16 protein-coding genes are annotated in these 15,024 nt (G+C 40.2%); 4 read left to right on the forward strand and 12 right to left on the reverse strand.

The genetic code is table 11. The features are described 5' to 3' along the window. Window positions 1-86 precede the first annotated feature (86 nt). A complete protein-coding gene (gene rplU, locus ACX0HA_RS16095) occupies window positions 87-455 on the forward strand; it encodes a 50S ribosomal protein L21 (RefSeq protein ID WP_458846328.1) in 369 nt (122 codons plus the stop codon). A gap of 26 nt (window positions 456-481) precedes the next feature. Beyond that, window positions 482-742 (forward strand): 50S ribosomal protein L27, encoded by a 261-nt coding sequence (gene rpmA / locus ACX0HA_RS16100; RefSeq protein ID WP_458846329.1) that lies wholly within the window; start codon window positions 482-484, stop codon window positions 740-742. A gap of 155 nt (window positions 743-897) precedes the next feature. Here the strand turns inward: rpmA and aat are convergent, their stop codons facing one another. The 3 genes from aat to ACX0HA_RS16115 form a co-directional block, all read right to left on the reverse strand. Next, window positions 898-1,533 (reverse strand): leucyl/phenylalanyl-tRNA--protein transferase, encoded by a 636-nt coding sequence (gene aat / locus ACX0HA_RS16105; protein WP_458846330.1) that lies wholly within the window; start codon window positions 1,531-1,533, stop codon window positions 898-900. Window positions 1,534-1,864: 331 nt separating this feature from the next. After that, window positions 1,865-2,287: a DUF3127 domain-containing protein gene (locus ACX0HA_RS16110; protein ID WP_458846331.1), complete on the reverse strand. Its 423-nt coding sequence runs from the start codon at window positions 2,285-2,287 to the stop codon at window positions 1,865-1,867. 56 nt (window positions 2,288-2,343) lie between these two features. After that, window positions 2,344-3,216, reverse strand: coding sequence for a flavin reductase family protein (locus tag ACX0HA_RS16115; protein WP_458846332.1), 873 nt, complete (start codon window positions 3,214-3,216; stop codon window positions 2,344-2,346). Window positions 3,217-3,364: 148 nt separating this feature from the next. Here ACX0HA_RS16115 and ACX0HA_RS16120 point away from each other — a divergent pair, with 148 nt between their 5' ends. Continuing rightward, window positions 3,365-4,513 carry a sensor histidine kinase gene (locus tag ACX0HA_RS16120; RefSeq protein WP_458846333.1) on the forward strand — a complete coding sequence of 383 codons (1,149 nt, stop codon included), beginning with the start codon at window positions 3,365-3,367 and terminating at the stop codon, window positions 4,511-4,513. Window positions 4,514-4,551: 38 nt separating this feature from the next. On the opposite strand, the gene ACX0HA_RS16125 is transcribed toward ACX0HA_RS16120, so the two are convergent. The 3 genes from ACX0HA_RS16125 to greA form a co-directional block, all read right to left on the reverse strand. Continuing rightward, the gene (locus ACX0HA_RS16125; protein ID WP_458846334.1) at window positions 4,552-4,968 is read right to left on the reverse strand and encodes a hypothetical protein; all 417 of its coding nucleotides are present in this window, start codon (window positions 4,966-4,968) and stop codon (window positions 4,552-4,554) included. Window positions 4,969-5,087: 119 nt separating this feature from the next. Continuing rightward, complete coding sequence (locus tag ACX0HA_RS16130) at window positions 5,088-5,477, reverse strand: HIT family protein (RefSeq protein ID WP_458846335.1); 390 nt, start codon at window positions 5,475-5,477, stop codon at window positions 5,088-5,090. A gap of 11 nt (window positions 5,478-5,488) precedes the next feature. Next, window positions 5,489-5,971: a transcription elongation factor GreA gene (gene greA, locus ACX0HA_RS16135; RefSeq protein ID WP_458846336.1), complete on the reverse strand. Its 483-nt coding sequence runs from the start codon at window positions 5,969-5,971 to the stop codon at window positions 5,489-5,491. Window positions 5,972-6,135: 164 nt separating this feature from the next. Here greA and ACX0HA_RS16140 point away from each other — a divergent pair, with 164 nt between their 5' ends. Continuing rightward, on the forward strand, window positions 6,136-6,573 hold the full coding sequence (locus tag ACX0HA_RS16140; RefSeq protein ID WP_458846337.1) for a Rieske (2Fe-2S) protein: 438 nt from the start codon (window positions 6,136-6,138) through the stop codon (window positions 6,571-6,573). A gap of 12 nt (window positions 6,574-6,585) precedes the next feature. On the opposite strand, the gene ACX0HA_RS16145 is transcribed toward ACX0HA_RS16140, so the two are convergent. The 6 genes from ACX0HA_RS16145 to ACX0HA_RS16170 all read right to left on the reverse strand — a co-directional run bounded on the left by ACX0HA_RS16145 (window position 6,586) and on the right by ACX0HA_RS16170 (window position 14,986). Then, window positions 6,586-8,880, reverse strand: a complete 2,295-nt coding sequence (locus ACX0HA_RS16145; RefSeq protein WP_458846338.1) for a GH92 family glycosyl hydrolase — start codon at window positions 8,878-8,880, stop codon at window positions 6,586-6,588. 103 nt (window positions 8,881-8,983) lie between these two features. Next, window positions 8,984-11,164, reverse strand: coding sequence for a TonB-dependent receptor (locus ACX0HA_RS16150; protein WP_458846339.1), 2,181 nt, complete (start codon window positions 11,162-11,164; stop codon window positions 8,984-8,986). A 280-nt stretch (window positions 11,165-11,444) separates the two neighbouring features. Beyond that, window positions 11,445-11,846 carry an alternative ribosome rescue aminoacyl-tRNA hydrolase ArfB gene (arfB, locus tag ACX0HA_RS16155; RefSeq protein ID WP_458846340.1) on the reverse strand — a complete coding sequence of 134 codons (402 nt, stop codon included), beginning with the start codon at window positions 11,844-11,846 and terminating at the stop codon, window positions 11,445-11,447. Window position 11,847: 1 nt separating this feature from the next. Beyond that, window positions 11,848-13,746 carry a DUF4301 family protein gene (locus ACX0HA_RS16160; RefSeq protein WP_458846341.1) on the reverse strand — a complete coding sequence of 633 codons (1,899 nt, stop codon included), beginning with the start codon at window positions 13,744-13,746 and terminating at the stop codon, window positions 11,848-11,850. Then, window positions 13,707-14,342, reverse strand: coding sequence for a nicotinamide riboside transporter PnuC (pnuC, locus tag ACX0HA_RS16165; protein ID WP_458846342.1), 636 nt, complete (start codon window positions 14,340-14,342; stop codon window positions 13,707-13,709). The genes ACX0HA_RS16160 and pnuC overlap by 40 nt, the downstream gene beginning before the upstream one ends. Next, window positions 14,342-14,986 carry a 4'-phosphopantetheinyl transferase family protein gene (locus tag ACX0HA_RS16170; RefSeq protein ID WP_458846343.1) on the reverse strand — a complete coding sequence of 215 codons (645 nt, stop codon included), beginning with the start codon at window positions 14,984-14,986 and terminating at the stop codon, window positions 14,342-14,344. Before ACX0HA_RS16170 ends, pnuC begins: the two co-directional genes overlap by 1 nt. Window positions 14,987-15,024 lie beyond the last annotated feature (38 nt).

Raw genomic sequence — 15,024 nt, forward strand, 5'->3', positions numbered from 1 at the left:
CGAATAAATTATTGAGTGTATGTTGACTGATAAATAATAAGTTGTATATTTGCGACCTTAAAAAAAATTAATTAAACCATATTGTTATGTACGCAATCGTAGAGATAGCAGGGCAACAATTCAAAGTTAGCAAAGACCTAAAAGTTTATGTTCACCGTCTTGAAGCTAAAGAAGGAGATGCAATATCTTTTGCAAAAGTTCTTCTTTTAGATGATAACGGAACTGTAACTATAGGCGCCCCGGCTATAGAAGGTGCTTCAGTAGAAGCCAAAGTGCTTCAGCACTTAAAAGGTGAAAAAGTAATCGTCTTCAAAAAGAAAAGAAGAAAAGGTTACAAAAAGAAAAACGGCCACCGTCAGTCTTTAACGCAAATCCAAATCTCTGGTATTATCGGAGCTGGTGCAGCACCAAAGAAAAAAGCGGCAGCTAAAAAAGCGGAAGCTACAGAGGAATAATTAACTAACATTTAAATCAAAACATCATGGCTCACAAAAAAGGTGTCGGTAGTTCGAAGAATGGTAGGGAATCAGAATCGAAACGTCTAGGCGTTAAGATTTATGGTGGACAAGCTGCTATTGCTGGTAACATTATCATAAGACAACGTGGTTCTAAACACAACCCGGGAGAAAACGTTTACATGGGTAAAGATCATACTTTACATGCAAAAGTTGCCGGTGTAGTGAAGTTTCAGAAAAAAAGAGACAATAAATCTTATGTTTCTATTGTTCCTTTCGAAGCTTAATTAGTACCCTACATATATAGAGAACCCATCCGCTTAGCGTGATGGGTTTTTTGTTTTAAAGGGGTTTGTTGTGTCTTTTTAAGCGAAGCGCAGCGTAGTTGTAAAATCCCGGTTTTGATTTTATGAGCTAACAAACTGAAAACTGAGACTGAAAACTAAAACCTAAGTATCTCCAAAAAGTCCTCACGCTCAATTTCCCGGGCCCCAAGGCTTTCCAGATGGTCATTGTGTACCTGGCAGTCCAAAAGCCTGTAATTGGCAAGCTTAAGCTGTTTTGCGAGGGCAATAAAGCCAATCTTGCTGGCGTTACTAACTTTAGAAAACATGCTCTCCCCACAAAAGATATGGCCTAAGTCTACTCCATATAAGCCTCCAACTAATTCATCATCCTGCCATACCTCTACCGATTTGGCAAATCCCAGATCATGCAGCCTGCAATATGCATCAACCATATCAGGGGTAATCCATGTACCGGGCTGGCCGTCTCGGGTAATGTTGCGGCAATTCGATATCACTTCTTTAAAAGCAGTATTAAATGTTACCCTGAATATTTGGCGGTTAATGATATTGCGCATGCTTTTAGAAACCTTAAGTTCGTCAGGAAACAATACCATTCTTTCAGGTGGGCTCCACCATAATATAGGCTCATCGTCTTCAAACCACGGGAAAATACCGCTTCTGTAAGCCAGTATAAGCCGTTCCGGCGAAAGGTCGCCGCCTATCGCTACAATGCCTTCGGCAGAAGCGCTATCAACAGGAGGGAAGTAAAGCTCTCGTGAAAGGAAATACATTTGAATTTTTCTGCAAATTTAAAAGATTAAACTTTAGTGCCATGTAAGAAATAACATATAGGTGTTATTTTGTTATATGATGTTGTTTTAACATTTATATGAAGTTTCCTATAATAATAGTTGATAATAGATTTGTAGTTTTACAAGAGGAATGCAAATAAATGTAAGTTTATGTTTACACATGAGCTATAGACGTATAGATGCCCCAGGCATCAGAGCATAATTTGTGTTTTAGCTAAATATACGGGGAGCTGGTGGTTCGGCTCTCCTTTTTTAAAAGATTACAAGGGTGAAAATAAAAAAGCCGAAGCAATTGCTTCGGCTTTTTGTATTAGAACGGTAAATCGTCGTGCTCTTCTTCTTTAAAGCCTGTAGCCGGCTCAAAGCGGTCGTTACCGGCAGGTGGTGCCTGCTGATATCCCTGCGGTGCCTGATTGTATCCTTGTGGAGCCTGGTTATAGCCTTGCGGAGCTTCTGCTCCTGCTTTTTCTATTCTCCAGCCTTGTATAGAGTTAAAGTATTTTGTTTCTCCCTGCGGGTTAACCCATTCCCTGCCTCTAAGGTTTATGGAAACTTTTACAGGCTCTCCTACAGTATAGGTGTTAAGCAGGTCACATTTGTCCTGTGTAAACTCGATCATAATGTGCTGTGGGTATTGCTCATCTGTAGTGATTACCACTTCTCTTTTTCTGAAACCGTTTGCTCCAAAAGCTTTGGTTTCGTCAATCATCTTAATTCTTCCTGAAACTTCCATAATTGTTTACTTTTATTTTCTGCCTTGCGGCAGCTATCGTTAATAATTAAAAATCGTTATTTGGCAAGTAGCACTTTCCATGCGGTGGCTACCTGGTTGTTGTCAAGGTATTCCTTCGCTTTCAGGAATTTTTTGCTTTGGTCGTCGGCGCTTAAAACTGCCTTTATTTCAAAGCTTTCCTTTACAAATATACTAACTTCCTCATCGGTAGGCAATATTTCGGTGTTGCCTAATTTACCAAGGTCATTGCCGTCAAAAAATCCGCTTTCTTTTACAAAAGGCGGGATAGCATCTACACCTATTCCCAGTGTGGTAAGCGGTTTTTCAACCTCAAAAAGCCCTTCTGCCGAACGTGAATACCAATTACCTCCAAGACGGGATACAAGATCGATCTTGTGTTGGTCTATGCCGCCATTGGCATCCAGTATGCTTTCGTCAATATGCATTTTAAGTACTTCGCAGAGTATCAGGTTTCCTGCACCGCCTTCAGAACCCAAGGCAATAATTTCCTTTACGCGGCACTCAAATTGTACGGGTGCTTCCTTAACCCTGTATGGTTTTACATTTACAGACGGAATCATGGTGAAGCCTGCTTTTTCAAACTCGTTTACCCCGGCAGCATATTCGGTGCTTGACAGCGATACCTGTTCTACCATCGCATAGTTTACTACATTTATAACCACCTCACGGGTAAGTTCTGCGTTCAGCAATGTATGTTTTACAGTGTTGTCACGTACTCTTCGCGAAGGCGAAAAAATAAGTATAGGTGGGTTTGAACTGAAAATATTGAAAAAGCTGAAAGGCGACAGGTTAGGAACATTGTTTCCGTCTAATGTGCTTGCCAGTGCTATTGGCCTGGGGCCTACGGCACTTTGTAAATAGCCGTGAAGTTTTGGTGTTGTAAGTTCTTTTGGGTCTATAGTGAGCATGGTTGCTTTTTTGTTTTTACAAAGATACTTTTTCTGTCTTATCGGCATAGTGTTTTAACGGCGGTGTTAATAAAATAAATGGGAGGGGTAGCCGTTATTATGAACCAACTGCCAACTTTTACTATCTTTAAGCCACAAATATACTTGTATGCAATTTTCAGATAAAAGGAATATTAGTCGTTGGCTCATTATAGCTGCTTCTTTTTTCATAGTGCTTTCAATTCTTTGGAATACCTATAACTTTTTTAATATTTTTAAAAGCGACGAAAGAAAAAAAGTAGAATTGCTGGCACAGGCCTACACTATGATCAATAATAATGATACGAATGCCGATATCGAACTTCCCTTTCAGATCATAACAAGCAACAGTACAGTTCCTATAATTATCATCAATAGTGATGGTAGTATTCATAGCTCTAAAAATCTTCCGGATGTCATAGAGACAGACTCCATTAAAAAACTTTCCTATGTAGAGGGGTTAAAGCAGGAAGGAACTTTTATTAAGCTGAAAATCGGGAAAAATAATAATCAGGTATTGTATTATGGAAGTTCACAGCTGCTCAATAATCTTAAGTATTACCCAATTACATTAGTGATTATTGTGTTTCTTTTTGCTGCGATAGTGTTTATTTTTTACCGTGCGAGCAAAATGTCAACCCAAAACAGGCTTTGGGCAGGTATGGCAAAAGAGACTGCACACCAGATAGGGACGCCTTTGTCATCACTTATGGGGTGGATTGAGATTATGAGGGCTGATGATGTTGATGAAACCACCGTAACAGAAATCGAAAAAGACGTTAATCGCTTACAGGTAATTGCAGAACGTTTCTCTAAGGTAGGGTCAGAGCCTGTGCTCGAAGAGAGGGACATAGTTGAAGAAACTGAAAAATCTTTTGAATACCTCAGGTCGAGGACATCAAAACAGGTGGAGTTCTTTTTTATGGCGCCAAATCATCCTGTGAATGTAATGCTTAACCATGAGTTGCATAGCTGGACGGTAGAAAATCTTGTGAAAAACGCGATCGATGCCATGAAAGGTAAAGGGAGGCTGGAAATAGTGCTTTCTGAAACAGATAAGCATGTGCGCATAAAAATAAGTGATACCGGAAAAGGGATTCCTAAAAGCCAGTTCAAAAAAGTTTTTGAGCCCGGCTTTACCACGAAACAACGCGGATGGGGATTAGGACTTTCTCTAACAAAAAGAATTGTGGAGGAATACCATAAAGGCAGGATTAGGGTGCTTTCGTCAGAACTTGGAAAAGGAACAACAATGCAGGCAACCTATAAAAAGATATAAAGCGGCCTTACAGTCTCGACTGTAAGGCCGCTTCGTTATTATGGTACGCTTGTAAATATAAAGGTTACTTTTGCGTTTGCTATTGATGTTTCAGCTTCAAGCTCTTTTGAGTTTAGTTTTTTTATGGTATACGTTATCGTCTCCGTATCAAATATTGTTGTAAACTCATTAGATTTTGCATTTACAGTATATGTTCCGGTAACTGTTTCAGGATCCTGCTGGCAATCTATCCAATGCAATTCTTTAGCAGCATTTGGTAGCTGTAGTTCAATATAATCTTTGCCGCAGGGCTTGTGTTGGTAATTTTCTGAGGCGTTCCCTATTTTTGTAGCTTTATAAAACCATCTTTTATTCAGCTGGTCAAGGCTTACAGAAGATTTGGGTGAATCGTCGTTTGAGCAGGCAGTAAGGCAAAGCAATACTAATGTTAACGCTAATCCCAATGCTTTTTTCATGATTATTTGTTGTTTTGTTTCCGAATTCAGAAACAGATTTATATTAATTTGGTTTTCGTATTAAATAAAAAACCACGTGTTGCGTGGTTTTATTGTATGCCTTTGACAAAAAAGACAAGCTATATATTAGAAGCAATAGCTTTTGCCAGTGCTTCAAACTCTTCTTTTTCGGGTTTTACTTTATTTACAAAACGCATTTCGTCCATTTCGTTAAGCGGTATAAGGTGAACATGCGTGTGAGGTACCTCAAGGCCAATTACAGCTACACCTACACGTTTGCAGGGAACTGTTTTTTCTATTGCTTTGGCCACTTTTCTTGAGAATTTCATTAGCCCAAGGTAATGTTCCTCTTCCATATCAAAGATCTTGTCGATCTCCTGTTTCGGAATACACAATGTATGCCCTTTAGCATTTGGATTTACGTCCAGGAATGCCAGGTAATTGTCATCTTCAGCTATTTTATAAGCCGGGATTTCACCATTTATGATTTTTGTGAATATTGAGCTCATGGGAATTGATATTAATGTTCGTCCCTTGATATTTCAAGAACCTCAAACTTGAGCGTGCCGTTAGGTACGTTTATTTCAGCCGTTTCACCAACCGATTTTCCAAGAAGTCCTTTTCCGATAGGTGATGTAACAGAAATTTTTCCGGTCTTAAGGTCTGCTTCGCTTTCGGCAACAAGGGTATATTTCATCTCCATGCCGTTAGCCTGGTTCTTAATTTTCACGGTGCTAAGCACAAGCGCTTTAGATGTGTCAAGTTGTGACTCATCTATAAGGCGTGCGTTAGATACCAGCTCTTCCATTTTAGATATTTTCAGCTCAAGAAGTCCCTGTGCCTCTTTAGCGGCATCATATTCTGCGTTTTCAGAAAGATCACCTTTATCTCTTGCCTCTGCGATAGCGGCAGAAGCCTTAGGCCTTTCAATGCTTTTCAGCTGATCAAGCTCGTCTCTTAATTTTTTTAATCCTTCAGCTGTATAATAAGATACTGTACTCATAATTTCGTCGTTTATATAAATAGAAAAAATCCCATCGGGACGGGATTTCTTTTGCGCAAAGATAATATTTTTTTAGTATTTCAATTTTTAATTGTGCAATAGCATACGTCAAAGTTAATTAAATTAAATTTGTTTCATAATTATTAAGCTTAAAATTTCATCAAATGAAAAAATATATTTTGTTAGTTGTTTTAGTGGTAGTTGCATTTATGTCGAGCTGTGATAGCGATAGTTTGAATAACAACAACAGGTACCTCCCTAATTATAATTTTCAGGTAAAGATAGATATGGAGCTGGCATTGTATAACAAGCTTAAGTTTACAGGAAACAGCGTATTGGTTTCTACTGCCGGTGTAGGTATCAATGGGGTGATCGTGACTAATACAGGGACAGGATATACTGCTTTTGAGGCCAGTTGCCCCAATCAGGAACTTACCGCTTGTTCTATGCTTTCTTTAAACGGTGTAATGGCAAAATGCCCTTGCGATAATGTAGAATACTTTTTGTATACAGGCGCTGCTGATAAAACTAAAGTACAGTACGGGCTTAAACCTTATAGGATACAGCAAATATCTGAGAATGAATTGTTGGTTTCTAACTAGCTTTCGGTAAATCTATTTCTTAGGTTTTTTGCTCATATAAAACACCAGCTGCCCGTCATCTGTAATCTCTTTATGAGTAAGGTAGGGTCGGTCTAAAAGTTTTCCATTAAGTTCAATTTTGTCGACATAAACATTTGTTGCTGACTGGTTTTTTGCCATAATGGTAAATGTTTTGCCATTTTCAAGGCTTAATATTGCCTGTTTTACTTTTGGCGAACCTATTGCATATTGGTCACTTCCCGGGGCTACAGGATAAAACCCGAGTGATGAGAAAAGATACCATGCACTCATCTGTCCGCAATCGTCATTGCCTCCAAGGCCGTCGGGTTTTGGCTTATACATAGCATCCAGTATCATTCGTACTCTTTTTTGAGTCTGTTCAGGATGTCCTGTCCAGTTGTACAAATAAGCCACATGATGCGATGGCTCATTTCCGTGAACATAATTGCCAATGATGCCATCGCGGGTAATATCTTCGGTATTGGCAAAATATTTATCGGGCAATGTCATAGTAAACAGCGAGTCCAGATGTTGTGTGAATTTTTCCTTTCCTCCGTTCATGGTTACAAGATCATCAGGGTTATGAGGTACATAGAGGCTGTAGTTCCATGCATTACCTTCTATAAAGCCCTGTCCATGCGTGTCAAGAGGGTCGAATTCCTTTTTGAAGCTGCCATCGTTGAGTTTAGGGCGCATAAAACCCGTAGAAGCGTCAAATACGTTTTTGTAGTTCTGGGAACGTTTGGTGTATTCTTCGGCTAGGGCCTTATTGCCAAGCATAGATGCTATTTGTGCAATGCACCAGTCGTCATAAGCATATTCTAATGTTTTAGAAACAGATGAACCGTTTTTATCCTCGGGTACGTAACCTTTGGCGATATAATATTCCAAACCGTCAAAATAACTAAGGTTCGATGAGCTGATACAGGCTTTAAGCGCCTTTTCTTTGTCAAAATCATCATTGCCCTTAGCAATTGCATCGGCAATTACCGAAACCGAATGATAGCCTATCATACACCAGTTTTCATTGGCATAATGTGACCATACCGGTAACGCATGGTGCGCACTCTGGTCATAATGCGCCAGCATGCTTTTTATCATGTCGGCATTGCGCTTTGGCTGAACGATATTAAAGAAAGGATGCAGTGCCCGATAGGTGTCCCAAAGTGAGAAGGTAGTGTAATTAGTAAAGCCGTCGGCTTTATGAATATTCTGGTCAAGGCCTTTATAACTGCCATCGGCATCCATGTAAATGGTTGGGTTTATAAAAGCATGATACATGGCAGTATAAAAGTTAGTCTTATCATCTTCGGTAAGTGTTTCAATCTTTATTTTGTTGAGTTCCTGTTCCCAAAGCAATTCGCCTTCACGGCGTGTTTTATCAAAGTCCCAATGTGGGATTTCGACTTTCATGTTGGCCAGTGCGCCGGCAGTGCTTACAGGCGATAAAGCCATTTTTACCATAACCTGCTCTCCTGCTTTTACGTCAAAATCAAAATACATCCTGATGTTTTTGCCTGCTGCCTCCGGAAAGTTCTTCGATTCGTCAAACTTTCGCCAAAAGCCCTTGTAGATGTTGTTCTCGTCATACTTTTTAGCACCATATTGTTTTATGGGCTTCGAGAACGACATGGCAAAATAAACGGTGCGGGTGCGTGCCCAGCCCTGTGTTTGCCTGTAGCCTGTTACAAGGGTATCATTTTCAATGCGTACAAATGTCCATACGTTCTTTTCGTTGTGGTTGTAGATGCCATGCATCAGGTCAAGGATAATATGTGCCTGCTCTGCCGACGGGAAAGTATAGCGATGAAAGCCCGTGCGCTGGCTTGTGGTGAGCTCGGCTGTAATGTTTTGGTCGTCCAGCTTTACTTTATAGTAATTGGCAGATGCCGTTTCGTTAGCGTGAGAATATACCGATCGATATCCAGATCCGGGCTTGTCTGCTGTGCCTGGGTTCAATTGTAATGTTCCTGTAGTGGGCATGATAAGAAAATCGCCAAGGTCACTGTGGCCCGTGCCGCTAAAGTGGGTATGGCTAAAACCCACAATGGTCTTGTCTTCATACTGGTAGCCGGCGCAATATTCGTATGCTTTGCCGTTATACTTTTTGTTGAACTCATAAGCGATGGTATCCGTGTCGGGGCTTAACTGTACCGAACCAAACGGAACTGTGGCTCCCGGATAGGTATGGCCCATGCGCTGGGTGCCGATCAAAGGGTTGATGTACTGGTAGTTTTTCTTTTCTGTTTTTTGGGCAAATGCCAGTGCTGAAAAGAGCAGGGACAGGAGTAGCGTTGTTACTTTCATTTCAGATAGTTGAAGGGTAAAAGTAACAGTTTTTGATAAATAAAAAAGCAGGAAGTTTTTAGGCTTCCTGCTTCATCAATATAAAAATCTGTTAGTTGGATTCTTAGAATTTAAGGGTAGCGCCTGCCAGGAAGTTTATTCCTGCCTGAGGATAGTAGTATGGGCCACCATACATATAACCATTAGAGGCATACTCCTTGTCGAAAATGTTATTTACAAGCCCAGTAAATACGATTGATTTTAACACTGATTTTGTTTTCCATTCGTAGTTAATGTTCAGATCGGTAGTGAAATAGCTTTTTAGTTTTGCATTAGCCGATTCATAGTTGTCCATAAACTGCTCACCTACAAATTTAGAAAGCAATGCAACCTGTAAATTTTTCACAGGCAATACAATTAGCTGATTCCCTGCAATCACGCTTGGTGAAAATGCAATTTCGGTATTGCCCAGGTTTTGGGTGCCTGTTTCAGTTTCATTAAAGAAATCAACATTCTTGTTGTCACTAACCGAGATGTTAGGCCTTAAAATTATTATATCGGTAAGGTAAAGTGTTGCATCTGCTTCAATACCCATACGGTAGCTGTCGCCACTGTTGGTGTATATTCTTCCGCCTACATCGTCAAGCTGGCCGGTAAGCACCAATTGGTCTTTATACCTCATGTAATAACCATTTACTGTAAGTGTGCTTTTTCCGGATTTAAATCTCCATCCAAGCTCAAAGTCGTTAAGGCTTTCCGGTTTAGAACTTCCATTCTCATAATCGCTGCGGCGTGGCTCTTTGTTGGCACGGCCATAAGAGAAATAAATATCGTTCTTAGCACTTAAGGTATAGGTAAGGCCTGCTTTAGGGTTAAAGAAGTTAAAGTTGTCGTCAACCGGCTGCGGAGTGTCGTTGCTTTCAAGAACATTATTTGCTTTGTAAACTACACGGCGGTACTGCAGGTCTCCAAAAAGGTTTAGCTTTTCAGTGATCTGATAATTGGCTTTACTGTAAACATTAAAGTCATTTTTGGTAGCAGAATTGTCATAGTACTTATCGCCCGGACGTGTATTTCCTGAATACTGTGCCCAGATTACATTGCCATAATGCGCTCCTTCATACCTGTTCCATCCACCACCTGCTACTATATTCAAATCCTCTTTCCTATAGTTCGCAGAGAAGGTAGTTCCGTAAAAATCGTTGTCAAGCCACTTTTGGTTTATAAGGTCAGTAGTTGTTTGCGGAATCCCGTCAACAGATACCGGCGTAAGGCCATACACTGCAAAATCGGCATTGTCCTGATAGTTTTCATAGTAGCCTTTACCTTTAGTATAATGAAGAGCAACGTTGGTGCTCCATGTATCGCTAAGCCTTTCGTTCCAGTGCAATTGATAATTGTCCTGTCGGTAGTTATCCGTTTGGTTGTCATAGTACTGTGTTTTCCCATTTTCGTCAGTATAAATTCCTGACGGGTTAAAACGCCTGTTGGTACGCAATGAATCCGCGCTGATACCACCCCATGCCTGGTAGGTTTTTTCTTTGCCTCCAAAAACAATAGCTTTTATCAATGTGGTGTTGCCTACATAGGTACCCTGTAAAAAGTACGATTTAAGGTCAGATGAAGCCCTGTCTATATAACCGTCAGAGGCAAGGGACGAAAGCCTTCCGGCGATTTCCACCTTGTTGTTCATAAGTCCTGTGCTGAATTTCACAGTGTTTTTGCGGGAGTTATAGCTTCCGTAAGAACCCGAAATCTCTCCGCTAGCATCGTGCTTGTAGGTATCGGTAAGTACGTTAAGGCTGGCTCCAAAAGCACCTGCTCCATTAGTAGATGTACCTACTCCGCGCTGTAGCTGAATGCTTTCGGCAGATGACGCGATATCAGGCATGTTAACCCAAAACGAGCCATGCGATTCGGCATCATTAAAAGGTATACCGTTAAGGGTTACATTTACGCGTGTCGCATCGGCACCCCTCACCCTGATTCCGGTATAGCCAAAGCCGTTTCCGGCATCGGTAGTGGTAACAACCGATGGCAGGTAATTTAATAATACAGGTACGTCTTGTCCTAAATTGCGAAGGGCAATCTCTTCTTTGGTTACGTTAGTAAAGGTTACAGGTGTCGTGCTGCCAGCGCGAACAGATTGTACCAGTACTTCGTCAAGTTTGTAGTCTTTCGGTTTTACGGTGTCCTGTGCTACAGGTTCCTGTGCCGTGGCGGTGAAGGCTGTAAGACCCAACGCCAGTAATGAAAGTGTTTTAAAAACGTTGCCGTTTTTAGAGAAAATGAATAAAGTTTTCATTCGTAAAAAATTACGAATAAAAGGGGCAATTATTCTTTGTTAGTTAAAAATATGATTTGTTTTGGCATATAGCATGGCGTGCACTCCTTGCTTTTTTGCCTTTCCCTTGGCAGCATTACCTGCCCAGGTTCTTTGGGTATAATCTCAGCTCGTTATTTAGAGCACCCCTTTGAGACGCGGCAAAAGTACGAAAAGAATTGAGATTGTAGTATTGAGATGTGAGATTTTACTGTTGACGGTGAAATCACATGTCTCAATACTCAATACTAACATCTGAAATCTAAAAATCCGGTCTCCTGCGCGATTGTTTTTTCTCTGCTTGCCTGCGTTTGCCTTCTATGCGTTTTTTGATTACAGAGCGTGGAATCTTTGTGACTTTACGTGGCTTGTCTTCTTTGACAGCGTTTTCCATTACCGCCAAAAAGCGTTTTGTAACAATGTCTTTGTTGCGTAACTGGCTGCGGTCTTCGTCGCATTGCAGTATAAGTATGCCTTCGTTGGTTAACCTCGGGGCAAGCCTGGTTTCTGCAAGCAATTTTTCTTCGTCAGTTAGCGCATTGCTGGCTTGCACATTAAAGCTCAGTACGACCTTAGACGAAACTTTGTTTACGTTTTGTCCTCCCGCACCGCTGCTCCTCACTGCCTTGTAATCCAGTTCCTGTATGATGGTCTCTTTGTTCATTCTATTGCGGCTGGTGTGCCGGCTTTAATAAGTCATTTACGGTTTTAACCGGATTAAAAGTTTCAAGAGGCACTTCGGCAAAAATAGTTATCCACCCTGCCATGGCACCATTCCACAAGCCTGGAAGCTCATACGATTTAACATCTTTGCCAAACCTGTTTTTATGAACTATAAAGCCGGATTTGTCGTCAACAAAGTTGTGTAAACTGAATAGTTCACCTTTATAATTTCTAAGTCCGCATACCAGGTCTACCGGATTAAAATGAGTAGCTTTTGCGAAAATTTCTTTTTGCACCTTATTATCCAGGTCTATTTGAGAACTCTCAACGATCTGTAAAGAGAGCTCACCTCTGCTGCATTCTATCCAGAATGGTCCACCGCCGGGCTCGCCTTCATTTTTTACCATGCCGCATATTCGGATGGGCCTGTTTAGCAATGTATGTGCAAATTCTTTTTTATTTTCAAGGGTGTATTTTGAAATATCAGCAGGAATGTACAACGATAATTTTTCTTTGGCGAAAGCAAATATCATTTCAATATCCTGTTCATTTATTTCTTTTGTCTCAATTTTTTTCAAACATGAAAAAACTTCTTCCTGAAGTGCTAAGAGAATACCTGCCAATGCTTTTTTATAAAGAGCAATAGTGTGTATGTTGTTATGGCTAACGTTGTCAATATTCTTTATAAAAACAATATCAGCATCTAGCTGCCCAAGGTTCTCGATTAATGCCCCATGCCCTCCCGGCCTGAAGAACAAATGTCCGTTGTTTTCCCTAAATGGAGTATTGTCCATATTTACCGCTAGGGTGTCGGTGCTCTTTTGCTGATAAGAAAAAGTAACATTAATTGGTGTGCCCGATTCTTTTTCAATAGCGGCCTTTACGGACTGTATCTCATCAAGAAAACCATCTATGTGCTCTTCAGATATTGTAAACTGAATATTGGCACCACCTTTAGAACTTGCGTAGGCAACGGTTTCTTTAAGGTGTTCATAGATAGGAGTAGCTGTAAAGCCATTATAGTTGTGAAAGGGGAGTATGCCTTTTGGTTTATTGGCAAAATCAAAATGTTTGCTGCTCAGCATTGTCCGGATAAAGATATATATCTTTTTGTCTTTGGGCATGGCTGCAAAGCCTTCGTCATGCTTTAGCAGGTCAATGATTTCTTTATAAAAAGGCAGTTTCTCTATGCCCACAAGAAAAAGACGCAGATGGTTGTCTTTCTTCCTGTTTATGTATGCATTTATTGTTTCCTTATCGGGATTGAATTCGCTTACAAACTCATTAAGGAATTTGAACATCCTGGTTGCCGCTCCTGATGCAGGTACAAATTTCGTTAATTTAAAGGACTCTTTTTTTTCGTCAAAAAGAGCAGCATATTTTTTGGCTTTATCTTCTTCAAGGTTTAAAATTCCATCATTTAGGGTAGCAGGTTTTTTTAGTACTGCTTTTGTGATGCCTTTAGTGAATATAAGCAATTGCTTTTCTATGTTCTCCAGGGTAATATCCCTGTTGCTGATGTCGGCAAAATCGGCGGGGCTAAATCCCAGCTCGAGTGCTTTTTCCAGTTGTCCCAGTGCATTTTTACCGGTTTCGGTAAGAGCAGGGGGTGTTGCGTTAATCATTATGAAGGGTTGGTTGTTGGATGTTAGTTTGTTTGCCAGTCTTTTTACAGATGCATCATTTACGTTGTTGGTTGCGTTATGAATTATAAAAAGATGGGTTGTTTTGTCATTTTCGTTCAGAGCCTTATCTATGCTTACCGTACGAAAAATAAATTCGGTTTGCTTTTGCGCTGTAAAATTTCCAAACTGTTCAGAAATTTCCCTGCCATTAAGCCCATCGCCATAGATGGTGATGTTTATTGTATTGTTGGTTCGTTTTGCAATGTTCTCTTCCATGACCGGTAGCCAAAAACGGCAATTGTGGTTAGCACTATATAAAAGAAACCTGTAAACATGAGTCCTTTATAAAAAAACAGGGGAATTGCTATAATATTACCCGCTATCAAATACAGCCAATTCTCTATTTTGCGTTTGGCAAGCAGCCACATGCCTATAAAGAACAAGCCTGTTGTAAACGTATCTACATAGGCCCATTTTTGGTTGAACTTATTAAAGAAGTGATATACAACGGATACAAATATAACCGAAACTATAAAAATCGCTAAACATTTGTAATTATCTTTAGCTGTGGCTGTCGTTATTTTTAATAAATCGTGATGCTGCCTGTCTTTCCTGCTCCATAAATACCAGCCATATACACTCATGTAAAAGTAATAGGTGTTAATGATGATTTCGCCATAGAGGTGAGCTGTAAGGGCAACATAAACAAATATTAGTGTACCTATAATTCCGGTTGGGTATACCAGTATGCTGTTCTTTGCAGAATAAATTACGCTTAGTAATCCAAAAAAGATCGCTATAAGCTCAATGGTAATAGAAAAGGGGGTGTAGTCGTTAAACTGTGCAAAAAAGAAATCAAAAAAATCGGTCATTATAGTTTGGTTTTGCTGCCCAGGCAGTATACTAAAGTAAAGTTTTCAACCTGTTCAAAATAGAAAGGATAACTCTCATTTATCTCTTCATATTTCACCGAAGTCATTCCCTGCCTGTCTTCCATTCCAAAAGGGAAAACATAAATGTTTTGTTTAAAGCTAAGTCCATTTCGGGAAATCATTTTATATACGGCTTCTTTAACACCCCATATAACGATCAGCTTTTGCATATACTCTGTCAGGTGTGTAGGATCAAGGTAGGAGAATTCGGGTTCTAAAAATTTATTAGCGATGGTAATTACCTTTTCACGTTGCAGCTCCATATCGATGCCAATGTCGTTCTTACTGATGATAATTGCCGAAAATGCATAGGAATGGGTAATAGAAATATTCATTCCGTCTGTAAGATGCGGTTTGCCGTTGACATCATAAAAAAGGTCAAAGTCGGTATAGCCTGTTTCCTGTAGCAGCATGCGCACACCAAGAAAACCTTTCCGGTGCAGTTCGCTTTTCATTCCCTCTACCCTTGATACACAGATGTCTTTAAGCTTTACATGCTGTAAAAACTCTTCTACGCTTTCGGTATTTTTCCATATAAGAAGACGTGTGTCTCCGTTAATGATAACAGATTTATATAAAGGCATGGGTTGCTGTCAGGGCCGTGTATCATAGTGTTGTTTAC

Source organism: Flavobacterium hauense, assembly GCF_054457175.1.

Coding starts and splice junctions, on each gene's coding strand:
- rplU (WP_458846328.1), top strand. CDS start 87: ATGTACGCAATCGTAGAGATAGCAGGGCAACAATTCAAAGTTAGCAAA.
- rpmA (WP_458846329.1), top strand. CDS start 482: ATGGCTCACAAAAAAGGTGTCGGTAGTTCGAAGAATGGTAGGGAATCA.
- aat (WP_458846330.1), bottom strand. CDS start 1,533: ATGTATTTCCTTTCACGAGAGCTTTACTTCCCTCCTGTTGATAGCGCT.
- ACX0HA_RS16110 (WP_458846331.1), bottom strand. CDS start 2,287: ATGGAAGTTTCAGGAAGAATTAAGATGATTGACGAAACCAAAGCTTTT.
- ACX0HA_RS16115 (WP_458846332.1), bottom strand. CDS start 3,216: ATGCTCACTATAGACCCAAAAGAACTTACAACACCAAAACTTCACGGC.
- ACX0HA_RS16120 (WP_458846333.1), top strand. CDS start 3,365: ATGCAATTTTCAGATAAAAGGAATATTAGTCGTTGGCTCATTATAGCT.
- ACX0HA_RS16125 (WP_458846334.1), bottom strand. CDS start 4,968: ATGAAAAAAGCATTGGGATTAGCGTTAACATTAGTATTGCTTTGCCTT.
- ACX0HA_RS16130 (WP_458846335.1), bottom strand. CDS start 5,477: ATGAGCTCAATATTCACAAAAATCATAAATGGTGAAATCCCGGCTTAT.
- greA (WP_458846336.1), bottom strand. CDS start 5,971: ATGAGTACAGTATCTTATTATACAGCTGAAGGATTAAAAAAATTAAGA.
- ACX0HA_RS16140 (WP_458846337.1), top strand. CDS start 6,136: ATGAAAAAATATATTTTGTTAGTTGTTTTAGTGGTAGTTGCATTTATG.
- ACX0HA_RS16145 (WP_458846338.1), bottom strand. CDS start 8,880: ATGAAAGTAACAACGCTACTCCTGTCCCTGCTCTTTTCAGCACTGGCA.
- ACX0HA_RS16150 (WP_458846339.1), bottom strand. CDS start 11,164: ATGAAAACTTTATTCATTTTCTCTAAAAACGGCAACGTTTTTAAAACA.
- arfB (WP_458846340.1), bottom strand. CDS start 11,846: ATGAACAAAGAGACCATCATACAGGAACTGGATTACAAGGCAGTGAGG.
- ACX0HA_RS16160 (WP_458846341.1), bottom strand. CDS start 13,746: ATGGAAGAGAACATTGCAAAACGAACCAACAATACAATAAACATCACC.
- pnuC (WP_458846342.1), bottom strand. CDS start 14,342: ATGACCGATTTTTTTGATTTCTTTTTTGCACAGTTTAACGACTACACC.
- ACX0HA_RS16170 (WP_458846343.1), bottom strand. CDS start 14,986: ATGCCTTTATATAAATCTGTTATCATTAACGGAGACACACGTCTTCTT.